Source organism: Phytohabitans aurantiacus, assembly GCF_027923225.1.
GTDB lineage: Bacteria > Actinomycetota > Actinomycetes > Mycobacteriales > Micromonosporaceae > Phytohabitans > Phytohabitans aurantiacus.
Map to the genome: position 1 here is coordinate 715,996 of NZ_BSDI01000007.1, position 17,996 is coordinate 733,991.

A 17,996-nucleotide genomic window follows, 5' to 3' on the forward strand; every position below is an offset into this window, starting at 1 on the left:
CCCTTGTCGATCCTGTCAGCACTCGACCACCGGCACACCGTCGCGCCACCCGGGTACAGCCGGTGGCTGATCCCGCCCGCCGCCCTGTCGGTGCACCTCTGCATCGGGCAGGCGTACGCCACGAGCGTCTACAAGAACTCGTTCATCGCGCACTTCGACACCAGCCAGACGGCGATCGGCATCATCTTCAGCATCGCCATCGTGATGCTTGGCCTGTCCGCCGCGGTCGGCGGCACCTGGGTCGAGGCGAACGGGCCGCGCAAGGCGATGTTCGTGTCCGCGTGCTTCTGGGCGACCGGCTTCCTGGTCAGCGCGGTGGGCATCGCGACGGAGCAGCTGTGGCTGGTCTACCTGGGATACGGCGTGCTGGGCGGCATCGGGCTCGGCATCGGGTACATCTCACCGGTGTCCACATTGATCAAATGGTTCCCCGACCGGCCAGGTCTCGCCACCGGGCTCGCCATCATGGGATTCGGCGGCGGCGCAATGGTCGCCAGCCCGCTGTCGCGCCAACTGCTGTCGTTCTACGACTCCGGCTACGACTCGGGCAACGCCAGCTCGGTGGCGTCGGGCGGGGCGCTGGTCGCGCTCTTCGTCACGCTGGGCATCGGGTACTTCGTCATCATGATGTTCGGTGTCGTCAACGTCCGGGTACCACCGCCGGGCTGGTCCCCCGCCGGCTTCGACCTCGCCACGGTCGCGAGCCGGCCACTTGTCACCACCGCACAGGTCGCCGCGTCCAACGCGATCCGCACCCGCTCGTTCTGGCTACTGTGGATAGTGTTGTTCTGCAACGTGACCGCCGGCATCGGCATCCTCGAACAGGCCAGCCCGATGATCCAGGACTTCTTCCGGGAAGACGGCGTGTCGAGCGTCGCGGTGGCGGCCGCGGCCGGCTTCGTCGGGTTACTGTCGCTGTTCAACATGGCTGGCCGATTCGTGTGGTCGTCCACATCGGACATCATCGGGCGCAAGCCGATGTACGTGGTATACCTGGGCGTGGGCATGGTGCTGTACGCGCTGCTCGCCTCCTTCGGGCACGCCGCGACCGCGCTCTTCGTCCTGCTGGCCGGGCTGATCCTGTCCTTCTACGGCGGCGGCTTCGCGACGATACCGGCGTACCTTCGTGACCTGTTCGGCACGTACCAGGTGGGCGCCATCCACGGGCGCCTCCTGACCGCCTGGTCAGCGGCCGGCATCGCGGGACCGCTCATCATCAACGGGTTCCTCGACGCGCAGGGCAAACCCGGCACGCTCACCTCATCGGCGTACCAGCCCGCGCTTTTCACCATGGTCGGCGTACTGGCCATCGGATTCGTCGCCAACCTGCTGATCAGGCCGGTGCCGGAGCGCTTCCACGAAACAGCCGATGAGGTCGCCGTCGAAGGGAGCGCCGCGCGATGAGTCAACAGACCCGGCTCTGGGTGTCGTGGCTGCTGGTCGCGATTCTGCTCGGATACGGCGTGACCCAGACCATCATCACCGCCGCGAAACTCTTCACGAACTGACCGGCCCCGCGATTGTGGGTGGGAGAGCGTCGAACCAGCCCAGCATCGCGCGCTCGTAGGCGATACCGAATCGCAGCGTGGCTATCGCGTACGGTTCCGCCTCGGCGGCCCCGGGTGGCAGCGCCGCGTCCATCCGCTCGTACGTGGCCAGGCGGTCGGCGTGCGTCTGCCGGTGTTTGGCCACGATCGCGGCCAGCCGTTCGGCGGGGACGTGCCGGCCGAACATGACCGTCAGCAGCAGCGGGAACCGGATCGTCTCCGGGTCGGGTTCCCGCGCGACCCATTCGGCGAACGCCTCCCGGCCGGCGTCGGTGATGGCGTACGGGCGCCGGTCGCGCCGGCCGCGTTCCTGCGCCTCGACGAGCCCGTCGGCTGCCATGGCGGCGAGCTCGCGGTACACCTGGCTCTGCGTGAGCGACCAGAAGTCGCCGATGCGGGACTGGGCGGTCGCGACGAGGTCCCAGCCCGACATCGGCTCCTCGTGCAGGAAGCCGAGCAGCGAGGCGGCGGTCGCGTTCAGCGGCCGAGCGGTCATCCATACCTCCTTGACATGTCATTGTGTCAGGTACGTGACACGCGTCGGGGCTGTGGTGGGGGACACGAAGGTGACATACGGGCGATACGCGCCGTTGAGCTGCGATAGCGTGGACGGCTGGCCGCGCGCTCGGTGCGTGCCCAGAGAGGTGCGCTGTGACCCTGACGCCCGTCCTGCCGACCGCTCCTGCCGTCTTCCGGTCCGACACCGCACCGGCCAGCCGGACTCTCCTGGACATTCTGGACGACACGGTCGCACGGCACCCGGACGCCCCGGCGATCGACGACGGCACCCGGGTGTACGACTATCGCCGGCTGGCCGCCGAGGTCGACACCGTCCGGCAGAAGCTGGCCGCGGCCGGGATCGGCGCGGGCGACCGGGTCGGCATCCGGATCTCCTCGGGCACCGCTGACCTGTACGTCGCGATCCTGGGGATCCTCGCCGCCGGCGCGGCGTACGTGCCGGTGGACGCCGACGACCCGGACGAGCGGGCGGAGCTGGTGTTCGCGGAGGCGGGCGTGTGCGCGGCCCTCGGCGACGGGCTGGCGATGACGTCGCTGGCCCCGCCGGGCTCGTCGGCACCGGGACGGCCGGGGCTCGACGACGACGCCTGGATCATCTTCACCTCCGGCTCGACCGGCAAGCCGAAGGGCGTCGCGGTGAGCCACGCGTCGGCGGCCGCGTTCGTCGACGCCGAGGCGGAGCTGTTCCTGACCGGCGAGCCGATCGGGCCGGACGACCGCGTACTGGCCGGGCTGTCGGTGGCGTTCGACGCCTCCTGCGAGGAGATGTGGCTGGCCTGGCGGCACGGCGCGTGCCTGGTGCCGGCCGCGCGTTCCCTGGTACGCAGCGGCGTCGACCTCGGCCCGTGGCTGGCTGACCGGAGCATCACCGTGGTGTCGACGGTGCCGACGCTCGCCGCGCTGTGGCCCGCGGAGGCGCTCGACGGCGTACGGCTGCTGATCTTCGGGGGCGAGGCGTGCCCGCCCGAGCTCGCCGAGCGCCTGGCCGTGCCGGGTCGCGAGGTCTGGAACACGTACGGCCCGACGGAGGCGACCGTGGTGGCGTGCGCCGCCCAGCTCACCGGCGAGGGACCGGTACGCATCGGGCTGCCGCTGGCGGGGTGGCGGCTCGCGGTCGTCGACCAGTACGGCGAGCCGGTGCCGATGGGTGACACCGGTGAGCTGGTGATCGGCGGTGTGGGCCTGGCCCGCTACCTCGACGCGGCCAAAGACGCGGAGCGGTTCGCGCCGCTGCCCTCGCTCGGCTGGGAGCGCGCCTACCGCAGCGGTGACATAGTGCGCGCCGAGCCGGAAGGGCTCGTCTTCATCGGCCGCAACGACGAGCAGATCAAGCTCGGCGGCCGCCGGATCGAGCTGGGCGAGGTCGACGCCGCGCTCCAGGCGCTGCCCGACGTGGCCGGCGCGGCCGCGGCGGTGCGGCGCACCAAGGCCGGCAACCAGGTCCTGGTCGGATACGTGACCGTCCCTTCGGGCGCGGAGTTCGACGCCGACGCGGCGGCCCAGCGGCTGCGCGAACACCTGCCCGCCGCCCTGGTGCCGCTGCTCGCCGTCGTCGAGACGCTGCCGACGCGCACGTCCGGAAAGGTGGACCGGGCGGCGCTGCCCTGGCCGCTGCCCACAGTGGACACCCGCGCGACGGCGCTGTCGGAGACCGAGGCGTGGCTCGCCGAGGGCTGGGCGGAGATCCTCGGCGTACGGGTCACCGAGGCGGGCGCCGACTTCTTCCGCAACGGCGGCAGCAGCCTCGCCGCGGCGCAGCTGATCGCCTGGATCCGCACCCGCCACCCCCAGGTATCGGTCGGCGACCTGTACCAGCACCCGCGCCTGGCTGACCTCGCGGCGGTACTCGACGGGCTCGGCGCGAGCACCACGACGAGGCGGGAGGTCGCTCCCACGCCACGGCGCGCGGGCGCCATCCAGACGCTGCTCATGGTGCCGCTGCTGACGATCGTCGGGCTGCGCTGGCTGACCGTCCTCGCCCTGGCCGCCAAGCTCCTCGGCGCGTCGTGGGCGCCGGCCGCCTCGTGGTGGTGGATCGCGCTCGGCTGGTTCCTGCTGTTCAGCCCCGTCGGACGGATCGCCATCTCGGCGGGCGGGGCACGGCTGCTGCTGCGCGGCGTGCGCCCGGGGCGCTACCCGCGTGGCGGATCGGTCCACTTGCGACTGTGGACCGCGGAACGGCTGGCCGACCTGAGCGGTGCGACAAGTGTCGCGGGCGCGTCGTGGATGACCCGGTACGCCCGGGCGCTCGGCGCCGAGGTCGGCCGCGACGTCGACCTGCACTCGGCACCGCCGGTCACCGGGCTGCTGAAGCTGGGCCGGGGCGCGGCCGTCGAACCAGAGGTCGACCTGAGCGGGTACTGGGTCGACGGCGATGTCGTCCACATCGGACAGATTCGGGTCGGCGCGGACGCGCGGATCGGCGCGCGCAGCACGCTGTTGCCGGGCGTGCGGGTCGGCAAGAGCGCGGAGGTCGGCGCCGGCTCGACGGTACGCGGGACGGTGCCGGCGGGCCAGCGATGGGTCGGCGCACCGGCCACCCGGGCCGGCAAGAGCGGTCACACCTGGCCGGCGGAGCGGCCGGACCGGTCCCGGGTGTGGGCCACGGCGTACGGCGTGACCTCGCTGCTGCTCGGCATGCTGCCCGCCGTGGCCGCCCTGCCGGGGATTGCGGTCCTGGCGCGCGCGGCCTCCGGCGCCGGCACGCTCGGCGGCGCGGCCACGGCGGCGCTGCTCGCCATGCCGGTCGCCGCACTGATGTACGTCGCCACCTACGCGGTGCTGGTGCTGGCCGCGGTCCGCGCGCTGAGCGTCGGACTGCGCGAGGGCTACCACCCGGTGCACAGCCGGGTCGCGTGGCAGGTGTGGGCGACCGAACGCCTGATGGGCATGGCCCGCGTCGGGCTCTTCCCGCTGTACGCCAGCGTGCTGACCCCGGCGTGGCTGCGGCTGCTCGGCGCGAAGGTGGGCCGGGGCGTGGAGGCGTCCACCGTGCTCGCGCTGCCCAAGATGACCACCGTCGCCGACGGCGCGTTCCTCGCCGACGACACGATGGTCGCCACGTACGAGCTGCGAAACGGCTGGCTGCACGTGGCGCCCACCCGGATCGGAAAGCAGGCGTTCCTCGGTAACTCCGGGATGGCCGCGCCGGGACACTCCGTGCCGAAGCGGGGCCTGGTCGGGGTGCTGTCGTCGGCGCCGCGCAAGGCCAAGAAGGGCTCGTCGTGGCTCGGCATGCCACCGATGCCGCTGCGCCGGTCGCCGGAGGAGGCGGACAGCAGCCGCACCTACGCCCCGCCGGCCCGGCTGAAGGCGGCCCGCGCCGTGGTCGAGCTGTTCCGCCTGGTTCCGGTGGCGTGCGGCGGCGCGCTGGCGGTACTGGTGCTGGCCGCCCTCGCGGCGCTCTGGAACGCGTTCGGGCCGGTGGCCGCCGGTGCGCTGTCGGGTGTCGTGCTGCTGGGCGCCGGCGTCCTGGCCGCCGCCACCGCCACCGCGATGAAGTGGCTGCTGGTGGGGCGGTTCCGGGCCGGCGATCGTCCACTGTGGGACTCGTTCGTGTGGCGCAACGAGCTCGCCGACACCTTCGTCGAGGTCCTCGCGGTGCCGTGGCTCGTGCCCACCGCCACCGGCACTCCCGTGCTCACCGGCTGGTTGCGTACGATGGGCGCGAAGATCGGCCGCGGGGTGTGGCTGGAGACGTACTGGCTGCCGGAGTTCGACCTCATCCGTCTCGGTGACGGGGCGACGGTCAACCGGGGCTGCGTCGTGCAGACACACCTGTTCCATGATCGGATCATGAGTATGGACGAGGTGACGTTGGCGGCGGGCGCCACGCTGGGCCCGCACGGGATCGTGCTGCCCGGCGCGACGATCGGCGCGCGGACCACGGTCGGGCCCGGCTCGCTGGTGACCCGCGGCGACACGGTGCCGGCCGACTCGCGCTGGCTCGGCAACCCGATCGCGGCGTGGCCGAGCCACCGGGAATGACCGAGACCGCGCAACCCGGTGCGGAGCATTCCGCCGACTCGTACCTGCCGGAACACGGCAACGGCGGTTACCGGACCCGCCACTACGACCTCGACCTGGACTACCGGATCGCCACGAACCGCCTCACCGGCCGGGCGACGATCACGGCGGTGGCCACCCAGGGGCTGTCGCGGTTCAGCCTCGACCTGGCCGGGTTGCAGGTCAAGCAGGTGCTCGTCGATGGCGCGGCCGCGAGGTTCACCCACGCGGGCCACAAGCTGCACGTGCGACCGGCGAGTCCGGTACCCGTCGACGCCGTGTTCCAGGTCGACGTCCGGTACGCCGGGCGGCCCCGACCGATCGCCGGGCGCTGGGGCGACCTCGGGTGGGACGAGCTGACCGACGGCGTCCTCGTCGCCAGCCAGCCGGTGGGCGCGCCGTCCTGGTTTCCGTGCAACGACCACCCGGCCGACAAGGCGAGTTATCGGATCGCGGTGACGGCGGCGACGCCGTACACGGTGATCGCGACCGGAAAGCTGACGGCTCGCCGGCGGGGCGCGAGCACGACGGCCTGGGTCTACGACCTTCCCGAGCCGACGCCCGCCTACCTGGTCAGTGTCCAGATAGGACGGTACGAGCGGATCGACCTCTCCGCCCGCTGGCCGGTGCAGCGGGCGGCGGTGCCGGGGCGGCTGCGGCGGCAGTTCGCGCACGACTTCGGGCGCCAGGGCGAGATGATGCGGGCGCTGCAACGGTTTTTCGGGCCGTACCCGTTCGGCGAGTACGCCGTCGTCGTCACCGACGACGACCTGGACGACCCGATCGAGGCGCAGGGCATGTCCATCTTCGGCGCCAACCATGTGGACGGGCGGCGGACCCACGAGCGGCTGGTGGCGCACGAGCTCGCCCACCAGTGGTTCGGCAACAGCCTGACGGTCGCCGACTGGCAGCACATCTGGCTCAACGAGGGGTTCGCCACGTACGCGGAGTGGCTCTGGTCGGAAGCCTCGGGTGGCGGGTCCGTGAACGCGCTCGCCCGGCTGTGGCACACGCGGCTGGTGCTCCGTCCCATGGACCTGCGGGTCGCCGATCCGGGCGTGGACCGGATGTTCGACGAGCGGCTCTACAAGCGCGGCGCGCTGACCCTGCACGCGTTGCGTCGCGCCGTGGGCGACGAGCGGTTCTTCCGCCTCCTGCGCGCCTGGGTCGCCGAAAACCACCACGGCACCGTGACCACGCGGGCCTTCATCGCGCTCGCCGAACGGCACGCGGGCCGGCCGCTGACGAACCTGTTCGACGCCTGGCTCTACGCCGCTCCCCTGCCGGATCCACCCCTGACTTGACCCTATGTAGATCAGCGATATAGTCGGGCGGTGAGGATGACCGTCCCGACCGCGCGTGTACTGGCCGCGCTACTCGCCAATCCCGAGGCCGACCGCTACGGCCTCGACCTGATGCAGGCCACCGCTCTCGCCAGCGGCACCCTGTACCCGATCCTGCGCCGGCTCGTCGAGGCCGGCTGGCTCACCACCCGGTGGGAAGAGGTCGACCCGACCGCGCAGGGCCGGCCGGCCCGCCGCTACTACCGGCTCACGCCCGAGGGCGTGGCCCAGGCACGGCACGCCCTGGCCGAGATGCGGGCGTCCACTGTGGTGCCCGACCCGAGCCGCCCCGAGTCGGCACCCGCTGTGCGGCCGGCGTGGTGAGCCTGCGGATCGCCCGGGTCCTGCTGGCCGCCGCCGCCCGGCGCTGGCCCGGCGACCTGCGCGAAGAGCTGCACCAGGAGTGGTCGGCCGAGCTGCACGTGCTCGCCGAGCAGCGGCGTCACGCGCGGATGCTGCGCTACGCGGCGAGCCTCGCGGTCGCCCGCCCCGTGCGACGGGCCGATCCGGTGGCGGCACCACTCACGGGCGCGGCACGCGTGGCTCGGCTCGTACTGGTGGCGCCCGTGCTGGCCGTACTGCTGCTCATCGCCTGCCTCATCGCGATGAACCTGGTCGTCGGGCTGATCGCGCCCGAGGATCCACTGGGGATAGACCCGCAGCTTCCGGTGCTGACGCTGTTTGCCCTGTGCACCGCGGTGCTGCTGGCCCGGCTCGGGCGCAAGTGGACAGTGGCGGCCGCGCCGGTACCGCTGGTGCTCGCGGTGACGGTGCCGGGCTTCGCGTTCGGTGTGATGGCACAGGCCGTCGTCGGCATGGAGAAGGTCACTCAGCACGCCCCCTCGTACGCGGTGTTCTTCCTCGGGCTCGGCGCGGCGCTGATCTTCGTCGCGCGTCTCGCGGCCGCGGGCCGCCGCCGCGCGGCGTGGTCGGTGGGCATTCTCGGCGCGACACTCGCGGCCGACGTCGCGGTCATCCTAACGGTACTGGGTGACAACGCGATGGCGGAGGAGAGTCCTCACCCGTTGTCGGCTCCGGTCTGGCTGTTCACCGCGCTCACCGACAGCGGCTTCGGCCTGAGCCCCATGCAGGTCTTCCTCATCGGCGACGTCGTCGAGCTGGACGCCTTGCTGTACCTGGTTTTAGCCGCCCTCGCCCTCGGCGCGGTGATCGCCGGTTCGGCGGCACGGTCTACCGCGCTGGATCCGGCGGCATCGCCAATTGCACCGGCTCCATCTGGTGGTCTATCCCGATGAACCCGCGCCCGGGCGGCGCGCTGAACAGCTGATCGGCCTCGAACGTGAACCCGTGCTCGCGCCCGATGGCCACACTGGACGGCGCGAGCAGGATCCGGGTACCGGTGGTGACGGCGTCCATGACGGGCTGGCGCAGGGACGGCCGCTGTCCATTCAGGACAGGCAGGGCGTCCCCGCACAGCACGAGCGCGGCCCGGCCGAGCCAGGCGGGATCGGCGATCTGGTGTGGCAGCGTGGGGAGTTCGGTACCGGACTCCACCGCCGCGTTGATGGACAGCCGGTCGATGTCGTCGACGACCATCGCGTACGGGCGCTCCCCGAACTGCGCGGCGACGGCACGAAGGTCGCGGTCCTCGAAGCCGCTGCCCACCAGTACCCGGACGAGCCGGTCGGGTGGCAGCAGGCCGGGCAGCGCCGAGCGGGCCGGTGCCAGCGCGAGTACGGCCACGCCACATCGGTGAAGCGCGTGGGCGATCGTCGCGGCGGCGGTACTGCGGCCACTGCCGGCCGGTCCGGAAACCAGCAACACGTGTGGTCCCGCACCGAACATGTCGAGCCGAAACGGGGTCACCCGGGGTCCCCCGACACCGACCGCGACACCGCGGCCCGGCACCGCCGCGGGCAGGTCGTCCAGCCGCACGACGGTCGGCAGCACCGGAGAAACCCGCGGACGGGGTTCGCCGGCCGCGAGCCAACTGGCGTGCCGCACCGATATCGCACTGGTTGGGGTCGTCGCCGCGTGGTCAGCCAACGCCTCCCGCATCGGCGCGAGCGACCGGGCGATGCCTTCCGCCCGCTCTCGACTCAGGAGGTCCGCCCGGCCCGTGACCGCGTCGGCACCGTCGCGGCTCACGCGCAACCGGCCGGCGTCCACCTCGCAGCACACGCCGCGGTCGCTCGGTGCGGTGTCGCCGGCACAGATCGCGTACATCCCCAGCGACGGCCCGTCCCTGAGGAGCTCGGGCACGCCCGGCAGGTCCCGCAACGCCGGGGCGCCGTCGAGCAGTACCACGATCTCGGGCAGGTGTGCCTCGCCGGCGGACCCGTCACGGCGCGCGGCGAGCAGCTCGCCCAACTCAGCCAACCGGTCCGCCCGGCTCCGGGGCGTGTTGCCCACCCGGCAGGCGGGCCCGCCGCCGGCGGCGTCCACGCTCACGTGTGGCAGCCACGCCGTCCAGGCCAGATCGTCGCCGTCCGAGGCCGTCAGCACGACAAGCCGAAGGTCCGCCGGGCTGCGCAGCGTCGCCAACTGCACCAGCATCCACCGCACGGCGGCGGCGACCTCGCCTGACTGACCGGTCAATCCGACCACCCCGGCCTCGCGGAGGTCGACCGTGGCCGGTACGCCGCGCAGCACCGGCGGTGCGAAGCCCTCCCACGGTTCGCCACGCAACGCCAGGCTCGCCGGGCTCTGTGTCGACCCCATCCGCAGCGTCAACCCATGCGGCGCCGCCGGGTCTCGCGACCACAGCCGCTCGCTGGCGCCGGACGCGGCGAAGACGACGTCGATCTCGTCCGGCGCCAGCTCGCGGCGCGCCCGTTCCTCGCGCGCCACGTGCCGCGCGATCTCCTGGGTGGCAGCGTCGCGGGCCGCTTGGAGATCCCGGCGGCGCCGTGACCGCGTCAGCAACCCGAGTACTGGGTTCGCGGCGACCGGCGCCGGCAGCGCCACCTCGGCCGGTTCCACGGTCGGGGCGGCCGCGGACCGGCGTTCGAACACCAGCCGCCCGTCCTCGCCGCGAACGGCGTCCAGCGGCACCTCGGGGCGGCCGACCAGCTCGATGCGGCTGCCGCCCACCTCCACCATCGCCCCGGGCTCCAGCTGCACGGGTGTACCGGTCGACAGCTCCGTCGCGCGGACCGTCCCGTCGATGCCGACCTCCAGCGCCAGGTGCCGCTCGGCCACGTCGGGGTCGGACATCCTCGGCAGGCACCCTTCCTCGCGCCCCAGGACGTGCTGGCCCGGCGGCAGCCAGGTCACCGCGCCCATGTCCGGGCCGGCGACGGCTCGCAACGCCGCTACCGCGCCATCGGGCAGCCCCGACGGGTCACCCAGCTCGCCCACGCGGATGACGCAGCCCTGCACCAGCGGGCTGTCGGCGACGGTCTTGCCCGGATCGAGGCGCGTATCGCCGGCGAAGCACGGCTGATCACCGACCGGTACCGGCAGCGCGTCGAGCACCTGCCCGACCGCCGCACCGGGATCCACTTGGATGATCAGATCCATCCGGTTCTCGGGCGTCGAATGGCTCACGGTGCAACGCAGCTCCACGGACAGATGATATGGATCATTCGTCCGGAATGTCCCGTTAATCGGGTGGTGGCCGCATCGGCGTGGCCGCCAGCGCCCGGGCGACCGTGACCAGGTTCTGCGCCATGGCCCGGCCGGTCTTGGCGGCCCAGTCGTGGCCGCGCTGGTCGTCGAGGTAGTCGGGGCCGGCACCCGGCCCGAGATGCCAGTACGTCCACGCCTGCCCGGGAATGGTGAAGCCGATGTCGCCGAGCGCGCCGTTGATCTCGCCGATCACGTGGTGGGCACCGTCCTCGTTGCCGGTGTTGACCACGCCGGCCACCCGGTTGTACGCGACCGGCCGGCCTTCGTCGTCGGTCTCCGAGATCAGCGCGTCCAGCCGCTCGATGACCCGCTGGGCGACCGAGGACGGCCGGCCCACCCAGGTCGGCGTCGCAATGATCAGGATCTCGCTGGCGAGGAGCTTCTCGAGGATCGGCGGCCACTCGTCACCGGGGCCCTCGTCGCTGCGCACGCCGGGCTTGATGTCGTGGTCGACCGCGCGCACCCAGTCCACCGATACCCCGTCCTTCTTCAGAGCCTCGGCGACGACGCCGGCGAGCGCCTCGGTGTTGGACGGCTCGGGAGACGGCTTCAACGTGCAGTTGATGATGAGTGCCCGCATGGCGGGTGGGATACCCACTCAGCCGGGATTCACGCTCGCCTGCCTGTCACCGAGAGTCGCCCCGACGGTGGCACCGAACACCGCGAACGGGAAGCCGATCATGGGGACAGCGACGGAAACAAGGAGAGTGAAGCCGAGGCTGAACCCCGCGGACGTCACGTCGCCCGCGAAGGTCGGCACGCCATCGGCGGCGTACTGGCGCAACGCCTCGAACACTCCCGTGGCCAGGGTGAGCGGCACGACCGCGATCACGGTCCAGACACCGGCCCGCACGCCCGCCCGGAACGACCGTTCCGCCGCCGCGGCGACGCACGCCGAAGCGGCGAAGGTCAGCATCGGCCCGAAGAGCGCCCACAGGGCGGGCAGCCCTTCCCAGCCGGCATAGGCGCAGCCCAGTCCTCCGAGGGTGAACGCGACGGCGGCGGCCACGCCAAGGTGTGGTGCCAGGCGGCCACCCCCCAGCGCGGGAGGCGGTGCCACCGCCAACCAGAGGCAACCGGCGAGTATGACGGCGCTTCCGGGCACGAGTCCGTCGGTGACGACCGGATGCCGGGTCAGGAAGGTCGCGATCGCGCCCACGCATGCCACCACGGCGCCGATCACCAGGGCGGTCGCCGCGGGAGCCGACCACCGCCTGGATACCGGCAGCAACAGCACCGCCCGGGCACAGCTGAGCGCGAACCGCCAGCGCGCCGACCGCTCCCGCACCTGCTCCAGCTCGCCGAGCATGGCCTCCCCCCAGCGCCGCCGGGCCGCGGGCAGGGTGGCGACCGCCGCGGCGAGCACCTGGCCCGGCGGGTCCATCGTGGACATCCGGACGCCGGCACCCTGCCACCAGTGCTGGACCAGCAGCGACGACGTGATCAGCCAGAGGGACGTCGGGATCAGGAACAGCACCCCGAGCCAGAACATGTCCGCGGCCCCGTTCTGGCCATCGGTCGGGACAGCCCAGGCGTACAGGGCGGCGAAGGCAACGATGACAGGCACCGCCGCGGCGATCTCATAGCGGCGCTGGGGCCGGCTCACGCTCCCTGCCATCTCGGCTCCGATTGTCGCGGTGGCGTCGCTGGTCGCGGTTGTGCGTGCGCCAACTCGGCCGCGAACGCGCGACCGGAGCCGGTCAGCCGATACAGGTGGCGGGGCGGCCGGCCGCCCGGCGCGGCGGACTCCCAGGAGGTTTCGAGCAGGCCGCGGTCCGCGAGGCGGACAAGGATCGGGTACAGCGAGCCGGGCTTGAGATCGAGCTGCTTACACAAGTCGTAACCGTGCCGCCACTGCGAGGGCTCCTCCGCCAGCGCGAGGACGACCGCGATGGTCTGTGCGGATGGGCGGCGAGTCTTGGTCACGCCATAACTCTACATATTCAGAGTTGACCCGCCAAGAGGCCGCTTGTGTCGATCTTGCACAATCGTCGGATGCGCTCGACACCAGTCGCCCGTCTCGTCGCGGCATCCGCCACACTGGCCCTGCTGGCGGCCTGTACCGCCGAGGGGCCCAAACCGGACCCGACGCCCCCGGCGCCGTGCCCGCCGTCGGGGGTAACGCTCCGCACCGGCGATGTCGAGGCCGCCTCGGGACTGCGGGCGATGCGCGTCAAGCTGGTCAACTGCGGCAGCCAGCCCTACACCGCCAACGGCTACCCGACGCTCACGGTGCTCGACGCCGACCGCAAGCCCCTCGACATCGACGTCCTTCAGGGTACGGCCCAGATCTCGACGATCACGGGCTTCGACGGCCCACCGCAGCCCGTGACGCTGGCACCGGGCACGGAAGCGTCGGCGGTCGTGGTGTGGCGCAACACCGTCACCGAGGCCACCGTGCCGGCGGCCACCGGCACGTACCTGGAAATGGCCCCGGCGACGGGCCAGCCAACCCAGACGCTCAGCCCGGACGGCGGCGTCGACCTTGGGACCACCGGCAAAATCGCCACGAGCCCCTGGGTCGCCACCCCCTGACGCGTGTCATTGGTAACTCGGAGCCCTTCACCGTCGTTGCTCTCCAGCACTCCATGTTGGACAGCGCGCGGAAAGGGAACGACGAAGATGATTCAACCGCTTCGGCCAGCGGACTGCCGGTACTGCGGTGGCGGGATCGTGTGGGGCACTCTGCAGAACGGCAGGGATCGCTGTTTCGACAAGCAGCCGATACCCATTGTGGAGGTGTTGCCGCGCGACCGGTACGCCTACAGCCGCCGGCTTCGGGCCGTGGTGTGTCTGGATGGCGAGAAGCGGCCGCCGGCTCTGGTGCTGCGCGCGCACCGGTGCCGCGAGTAGCGGCACCGGCCGGTCAGTCTCGCGGTGCCGGGCGCTGGTTCGCCAGCCAGCCGGCCACCTGGGTGCGGGAGGTGAAGCCGAGCTTGCTCAGGATGTTCTCCACGTGTCCCTCGGCCGTGCGTTGCGCGACCACGAGCCGGGCCGCGATCTCGCGGTTGGTGAGGCCCTCGGCGATGAGCGCCGCGACCTCGCGCTCGCGCCTCGTGAGCCCGTGGTCGGCGGACGGGTCGGCCGGCTGTCCGGGCGCCGGCGTGGCTGGCTTGCGTTCGAGCGCCGCCGCGACCGCGTCGGCGGCGGACATGCCGGAGCCGCGCCGGATGGCAGCCGAGAACGCGGTCGCGCCCAGGCGCGACCGCACCTCGGCGACGACCTCGTCGTGCCAGTCCTGGAGCGTCCGGAACGGGGCCAGGGACGTGTGCATGCCCTGCCACATCCGTTTGGAGGCGCCGAGCAGCTCGGCGGAGCGCTGGTCGCGCCGTTCGCTGCCGGCGATCCAGGCGAGCGACTCCATGGCGAGCCCGACGGTGAACTGCTCGTCTTCCACGACCTTGCGGATGACCAGACTCTCCTTGGCCGCCGCGGTCGCCGCGGCGTGGTCGCCCTCTCGCCAGCGCAGTACGCTCAGCGCCCACAGCGCGAACGACTGCCACCACGCCTCACCGCTGGCCGCTCCCAGGTCCCTGGCGGTGTTCAGGTCCGGGTAGCCGCTGGATGGCCGCTCGGCGAGACCCCGGCTCAGGCCCAGCACGATGAGTGTCCACATTTCACCGTTGCGGTTGTTCATCGCGCGGAACGCGGCCAGCGCCTGTTCGAGCTTCGGCAACGCCTCGGCGTGCTCACCCGGCCACATCAGGAAGATGCCCTGGATCAGCGGCAGGTACGCGCGTTCGGGCGACGGCGGCAACGTCTCGGCGAGGGCGGCCGCTTCGGCCAGCAGTGCGCCGGCCCGGTCGTCGCCCTGGATACCGGCGATCCAGGCGGCGACGCGCAGGGCCTTGACCCGTGTCCAATGTGGGGGGCCGTCCATCGCCAGGGCGCGATCGAGCCAGTGCCGCCCTTCGGACAGGAACCCCCGGATGAACCAGTGGTTCTGCAGGTCGGCCGCGAACTGCAACGCGGTCTCGGGCGGGCCCGCCGTTATCGCGTACTCCAGGGCCGCCCGCAGGTTGGCGCGCTCGTGCCGCAGCCGCCGCATGACCGCCACCTGTTGCGGGCTGACCCAGTTCCGGTCGGCGTGCGCGGCCAGGTCGGCGAACCAGCGGCAGTGGCGGCCCGCCACGACCTCCTGCTCCCGCGCGGCGAGCAGCTTGAGCGCGCCGTACTCCCGGGTGACGTCGAGCATGTGGTACCGCGCGACGCCGTTGCCGGCCCGGATCAGCACTGACTTGTCCACAAGAGAGGCGATCAGGTCGAGGATCGTGTCGGCGGGCAGCTTGTCGTCGGCGCAGACCGCTTCGGCGGCGTCCAGCTCGAAGCCGCCGGAGAAGACCGATACCCGCGACCACAGCACGCGTTCGGCGTCGGAGCAGAGGTCCCAGCTCCAGTCGATCAGGGCGCGCAGCGTCTGCTGCCGGGGCGGCGCGTTGCGGGCACCGTCGGTCAGCAGCCGGTACCGGTCGGTCAGCCGGTCGAGGATCTGGTCGAGGGAGAGCACCCTGAGCCGCGCCACAGCCAGCTCGATCGCCAGCGGCATGCCTTCGAGCGCCTGGCACAGCCGCACGATCGTGGCGCAGTTCGCGTCGGTGACCTTGAAGTCCGGGCACACCGCCGAGGCGCGCTCGACGAGCAGGCTCGCCGACTCGTACTTGTGCAGATCAGCGGCGGTGCACGCGGCGGCCGGACCCGGCACTGACAGCGGTCGCACCGGCAGGTTGGCCTCGCTGTCGAGCCGCAACGCCTGCCGGCTCGTGACCAGTAGCCGCAGGTCGGGGCAGGCCCGCAGGAGGGTCTCGGCGAGCTCGGCGCAGGCGTCGACGAGGTGCTCGCAGTTGTCCAGGATGAGCAGCGCCTGCTGGTCGGCCAGGAACGCCGCCAGGCCGCGCGCGTCGGGGCTGACCTCGTCTTCACGGATGCCGAGCGTCTCACCGATGGTGACCGCGACCAGGCCGGGGTCGTGCAACTCGGCGAGGCCGACGAACCACACCCCGTCGGGGAAGCTGCGGCGCAGCTCGGCGCCGACCCGCTGGGCCAGCCGGGTCTTGCCGACGCCGCCCGGGCCGGTGAGCGTGACGAGCCGACTGTTGGAGAGCATCCGCCGGACCCCGGTCACCTCGTGGCGGCGGCCGACGAAGCTCGTCACCTCGGCCGGCAGGTTGCCGAGGGAGCCGCGCGTGGTCGTGGCGGTAGCCATAGAGGCACGGTAGTGGGTCAGGCGGTCCGGGTAGGAATCCAGGTACTTTCCCCGTGTCCGTTCCGGGCCCGGTGATCAAGGATTGGAGTCCACAGAGAACGATCGGAACGAGAGGGGTACCCGGCATGGGCCGCCACGCCGCCGATGGCACGGCGCCCGGCTCGCCAGGCCCGGACGACCGGGGCAAAGCCGCAGGCCCGCGGCTTCCACGGCACGCCGACCTGTTCATGCCGACACCCACCACAGCCGACGCCCAGGCCAGTGCGGAGCGTGCCGCGGAGACCTTCCAACGGCTGGTCGAGCCGCACACCACGGGCCTGCGGGCGTACGTGTTGAAGCTCACCGACGGTGACGAGGCCGCCGCTGACTCGATACTCAAGGAAACGCTCTACCGGCTGGCGCAGGATCCCCGGCAGTACCCCCGCCGGCCATCCGCGGTGCGGCCCTGGCTGGTACTGGCCGCCCGCAAGGTGCTGCGCGACGGTGAACGGTACGCGCCGGCTGGCCGCGACGACCGGCCATACCCGCTGCTCCAGGAGGTGCGCACCGCCGAGTCGGGCTCACCGGTACCGGCCAGCGGGATCGTCGGGATGATGAACGACCTGCCGGCAGCGGATCGTGAGCTGCTCGTCGAGCTGGTCTATCGCGGGGTCTCTCTCGAAGCCGCGGCGGCTGAGCGGGGCGTCCCGGTGGAGACGGTCAAGTCGCGGCTGTACTTCGCGCTGCGGGGCCTGCGTGGGGTACTCGACCAGCATCTAAGTGATTGACACCTCCCAGTACGGTATCGGCTGATGATGTCGTCGCTGGCTGCGCGTCGCCTGGGCGCGGGAGTGCTGATCGCCGCGTTTGTCGCTCTTGCCGGTTGTGCGGCCGAGGGTTCGGCGCTGCGCGAGGTGGCTGTGGCGACCGGCGCCCCGCGTCCGGGCGGCGTCGAAGATCCGGCGCGGCCTGTCGCGGCGGAGGCCGGCGGGTCCTGCGATCCCCGCGCGAGCCTGCGACCCACCGATCTCGGCGGCCGGACCATCGCCAAGATCCGCAAGCGTGGCCGGCTGATCGCCGGCGTCAGCCAGAACGCGTACCAGGTGGGGTTCCGCGATCCCGCCACCGGCCAGCTGGCCGGCTTCGAGATCGACCTGGTCCGGGAGATCGCCCGTGACCTGCTCGGCAGCCCGGATCGGGTGCAGTTCGTGGCGCTCGGTGCCGCCGACCGGGTCCCCAGCCTGGCCAGCGGCCGGGTCGACCTGGTGATGCGCACGATGACCATGACGTGCCGGGACTGGCAGCAGGTCGCGTTCTCGACCGAGTACTTCAGCGCCGCGCAGCGGCTGCTCGTGCCGCTCGGCTCCCCCGTCGCCAGCATGGCCGACCTGACCGGGGCGAAGGTGTGCGCCGCCGCCGGCAGCACGTCGATCAGCAACATCGCCGCCCATCCCGGCGTGATCCCGGTCTCCGCGGTCGAGGTGATCGACTGCCTGATCCTGCTGCAACAACGCCAGGTCGCGGCGGTGTCGACCTCCGACATCCTGCTGGCCGGCCTGGCCGCGCAGGACCCCACCACCGTCGTGGTCGGCCCGCCGATCAAGCGGCAGCCGTACGGCGTCGCCGTCGCACCCGCCGCGACCGACCTCGTCCGGTTCGTCAACTCGGTGCTGGAGCGCCTGCGCCGCGACGGCACCTGGCAGGCCGCCTACCGGCGCTGGCTGTCGAACCTGGGCCCGACACCCGCACCACCCCCCGCCCGCTACCGCCCCTGACCTGGACGGCGCCGGTCCGCCGCCGCGATGCGGC

Annotated in this window: 16 protein-coding genes; 10 read left to right on the top strand and 6 right to left on the bottom strand. The window is 72.3% G+C overall.

What is annotated here, in order from left to right:
* Positions 1-9 precede the first annotated feature (9 nt).
* On the top strand, positions 10-1,404 hold the full coding sequence (locus tag QMG73_RS10760) for an OFA family MFS transporter (RefSeq protein WP_309299455.1): 1,395 nt from the start codon (positions 10-12) through the stop codon (positions 1,402-1,404).
* Positions 1,401-1,508 (top strand): MFS transporter small subunit, encoded by a 108-nt coding sequence (locus QMG73_RS46590; protein WP_456107249.1) that lies wholly within the window; start codon positions 1,401-1,403, stop codon positions 1,506-1,508. The genes QMG73_RS10760 and QMG73_RS46590 overlap by 4 nt, the downstream gene beginning before the upstream one ends.
* On the opposite strand, the gene QMG73_RS10765 is transcribed toward QMG73_RS46590, so the two are convergent.
* Positions 1,498-2,043, bottom strand: coding sequence for a PadR family transcriptional regulator (locus QMG73_RS10765; RefSeq protein WP_281894142.1), 546 nt, complete (start codon positions 2,041-2,043; stop codon positions 1,498-1,500). The two genes, QMG73_RS46590 and QMG73_RS10765, sit on opposite strands and share 11 nt — an antisense overlap.
* Positions 2,044-2,204: 161 nt before the next feature.
* Between QMG73_RS10765 and QMG73_RS10770 the strand changes: the two genes are divergently transcribed.
* The 4 genes from QMG73_RS10770 to QMG73_RS10785 are packed head-to-tail and all read left to right on the top strand — an operon-like array spanning position 2,205 to position 8,670.
* Complete coding sequence (locus QMG73_RS10770; protein WP_407676777.1) at positions 2,205-6,053, top strand: Pls/PosA family non-ribosomal peptide synthetase; 3,849 nt, start codon at positions 2,205-2,207, stop codon at positions 6,051-6,053.
* Complete coding sequence (locus QMG73_RS10775) at positions 6,032-7,375, top strand: M1 family metallopeptidase (protein ID WP_309299452.1); 1,344 nt, start codon at positions 6,032-6,034, stop codon at positions 7,373-7,375. Before QMG73_RS10770 ends, QMG73_RS10775 begins: the two co-directional genes overlap by 22 nt.
* 36 nt (positions 7,376-7,411) lie before the next feature.
* A complete protein-coding gene (locus tag QMG73_RS10780) occupies positions 7,412-7,738 on the top strand; it encodes a PadR family transcriptional regulator (RefSeq protein ID WP_407676778.1) in 327 nt (108 codons plus the stop codon).
* The gene (locus tag QMG73_RS10785) at positions 7,735-8,670 is read left to right on the top strand and encodes a hypothetical protein (protein WP_281894150.1); all 936 of its coding nucleotides are present in this window, start codon (positions 7,735-7,737) and stop codon (positions 8,668-8,670) included. Before QMG73_RS10780 ends, QMG73_RS10785 begins: the two co-directional genes overlap by 4 nt.
* Here the strand turns inward: QMG73_RS10785 and QMG73_RS10790 are convergent.
* From QMG73_RS10790 to QMG73_RS10805, 4 genes are read right to left on the bottom strand one after another with little or no spacing between them, the layout of a single operon-like run.
* Complete coding sequence (locus QMG73_RS10790; protein ID WP_281894153.1) at positions 8,606-10,942, bottom strand: hypothetical protein; 2,337 nt, start codon at positions 10,940-10,942, stop codon at positions 8,606-8,608. The two genes, QMG73_RS10785 and QMG73_RS10790, sit on opposite strands and share 65 nt — an antisense overlap.
* Before the next feature lie 37 nt (positions 10,943-10,979).
* Complete coding sequence (locus QMG73_RS10795) at positions 10,980-11,585, bottom strand: flavodoxin family protein (protein WP_281894155.1); 606 nt, start codon at positions 11,583-11,585, stop codon at positions 10,980-10,982.
* Between the two features lie 18 nt (positions 11,586-11,603).
* Positions 11,604-12,623, bottom strand: coding sequence for a hypothetical protein (locus QMG73_RS10800; RefSeq protein WP_281894157.1), 1,020 nt, complete (start codon positions 12,621-12,623; stop codon positions 11,604-11,606).
* A complete protein-coding gene (locus QMG73_RS10805) occupies positions 12,608-12,931 on the bottom strand; it encodes a PadR family transcriptional regulator (protein ID WP_281894159.1) in 324 nt (107 codons plus the stop codon). The genes QMG73_RS10800 and QMG73_RS10805 overlap by 16 nt, the downstream gene beginning before the upstream one ends.
* 69 nt (positions 12,932-13,000) lie before the next feature.
* Between QMG73_RS10805 and QMG73_RS10810 the strand changes: the two genes are divergently transcribed.
* Both QMG73_RS10810 and QMG73_RS10815 read left to right on the top strand, forming a co-directional pair.
* Positions 13,001-13,540, top strand: coding sequence for a DUF4232 domain-containing protein (locus tag QMG73_RS10810; protein ID WP_281894162.1), 540 nt, complete (start codon positions 13,001-13,003; stop codon positions 13,538-13,540).
* A gap of 87 nt (positions 13,541-13,627) precedes the next feature.
* Positions 13,628-13,858 carry a hypothetical protein gene (locus tag QMG73_RS10815; RefSeq protein WP_281894164.1) on the top strand — a complete coding sequence of 77 codons (231 nt, stop codon included), beginning with the start codon at positions 13,628-13,630 and terminating at the stop codon, positions 13,856-13,858.
* Positions 13,859-13,871: 13 nt separating this feature from the next.
* Here QMG73_RS10815 and QMG73_RS10820 read toward each other — a convergent pair whose 3' ends face one another.
* On the bottom strand, positions 13,872-16,208 hold the full coding sequence (locus QMG73_RS10820; protein WP_281894165.1) for an ATP-binding protein: 2,337 nt from the start codon (positions 16,206-16,208) through the stop codon (positions 13,872-13,874).
* Between the two features lie 125 nt (positions 16,209-16,333).
* Between QMG73_RS10820 and QMG73_RS10825 the strand changes: the two genes are divergently transcribed.
* Positions 16,334-16,975, top strand: a complete 642-nt coding sequence (locus tag QMG73_RS10825; protein WP_281894167.1) for a sigma-70 family RNA polymerase sigma factor — start codon at positions 16,334-16,336, stop codon at positions 16,973-16,975.
* 24 nt (positions 16,976-16,999) lie between these two features.
* Complete coding sequence (locus QMG73_RS10830; protein WP_281894170.1) at positions 17,000-17,962, top strand: glutamate ABC transporter substrate-binding protein; 963 nt, start codon at positions 17,000-17,002, stop codon at positions 17,960-17,962.
* Positions 17,963-17,996: the final 34 nt, after the last annotated feature.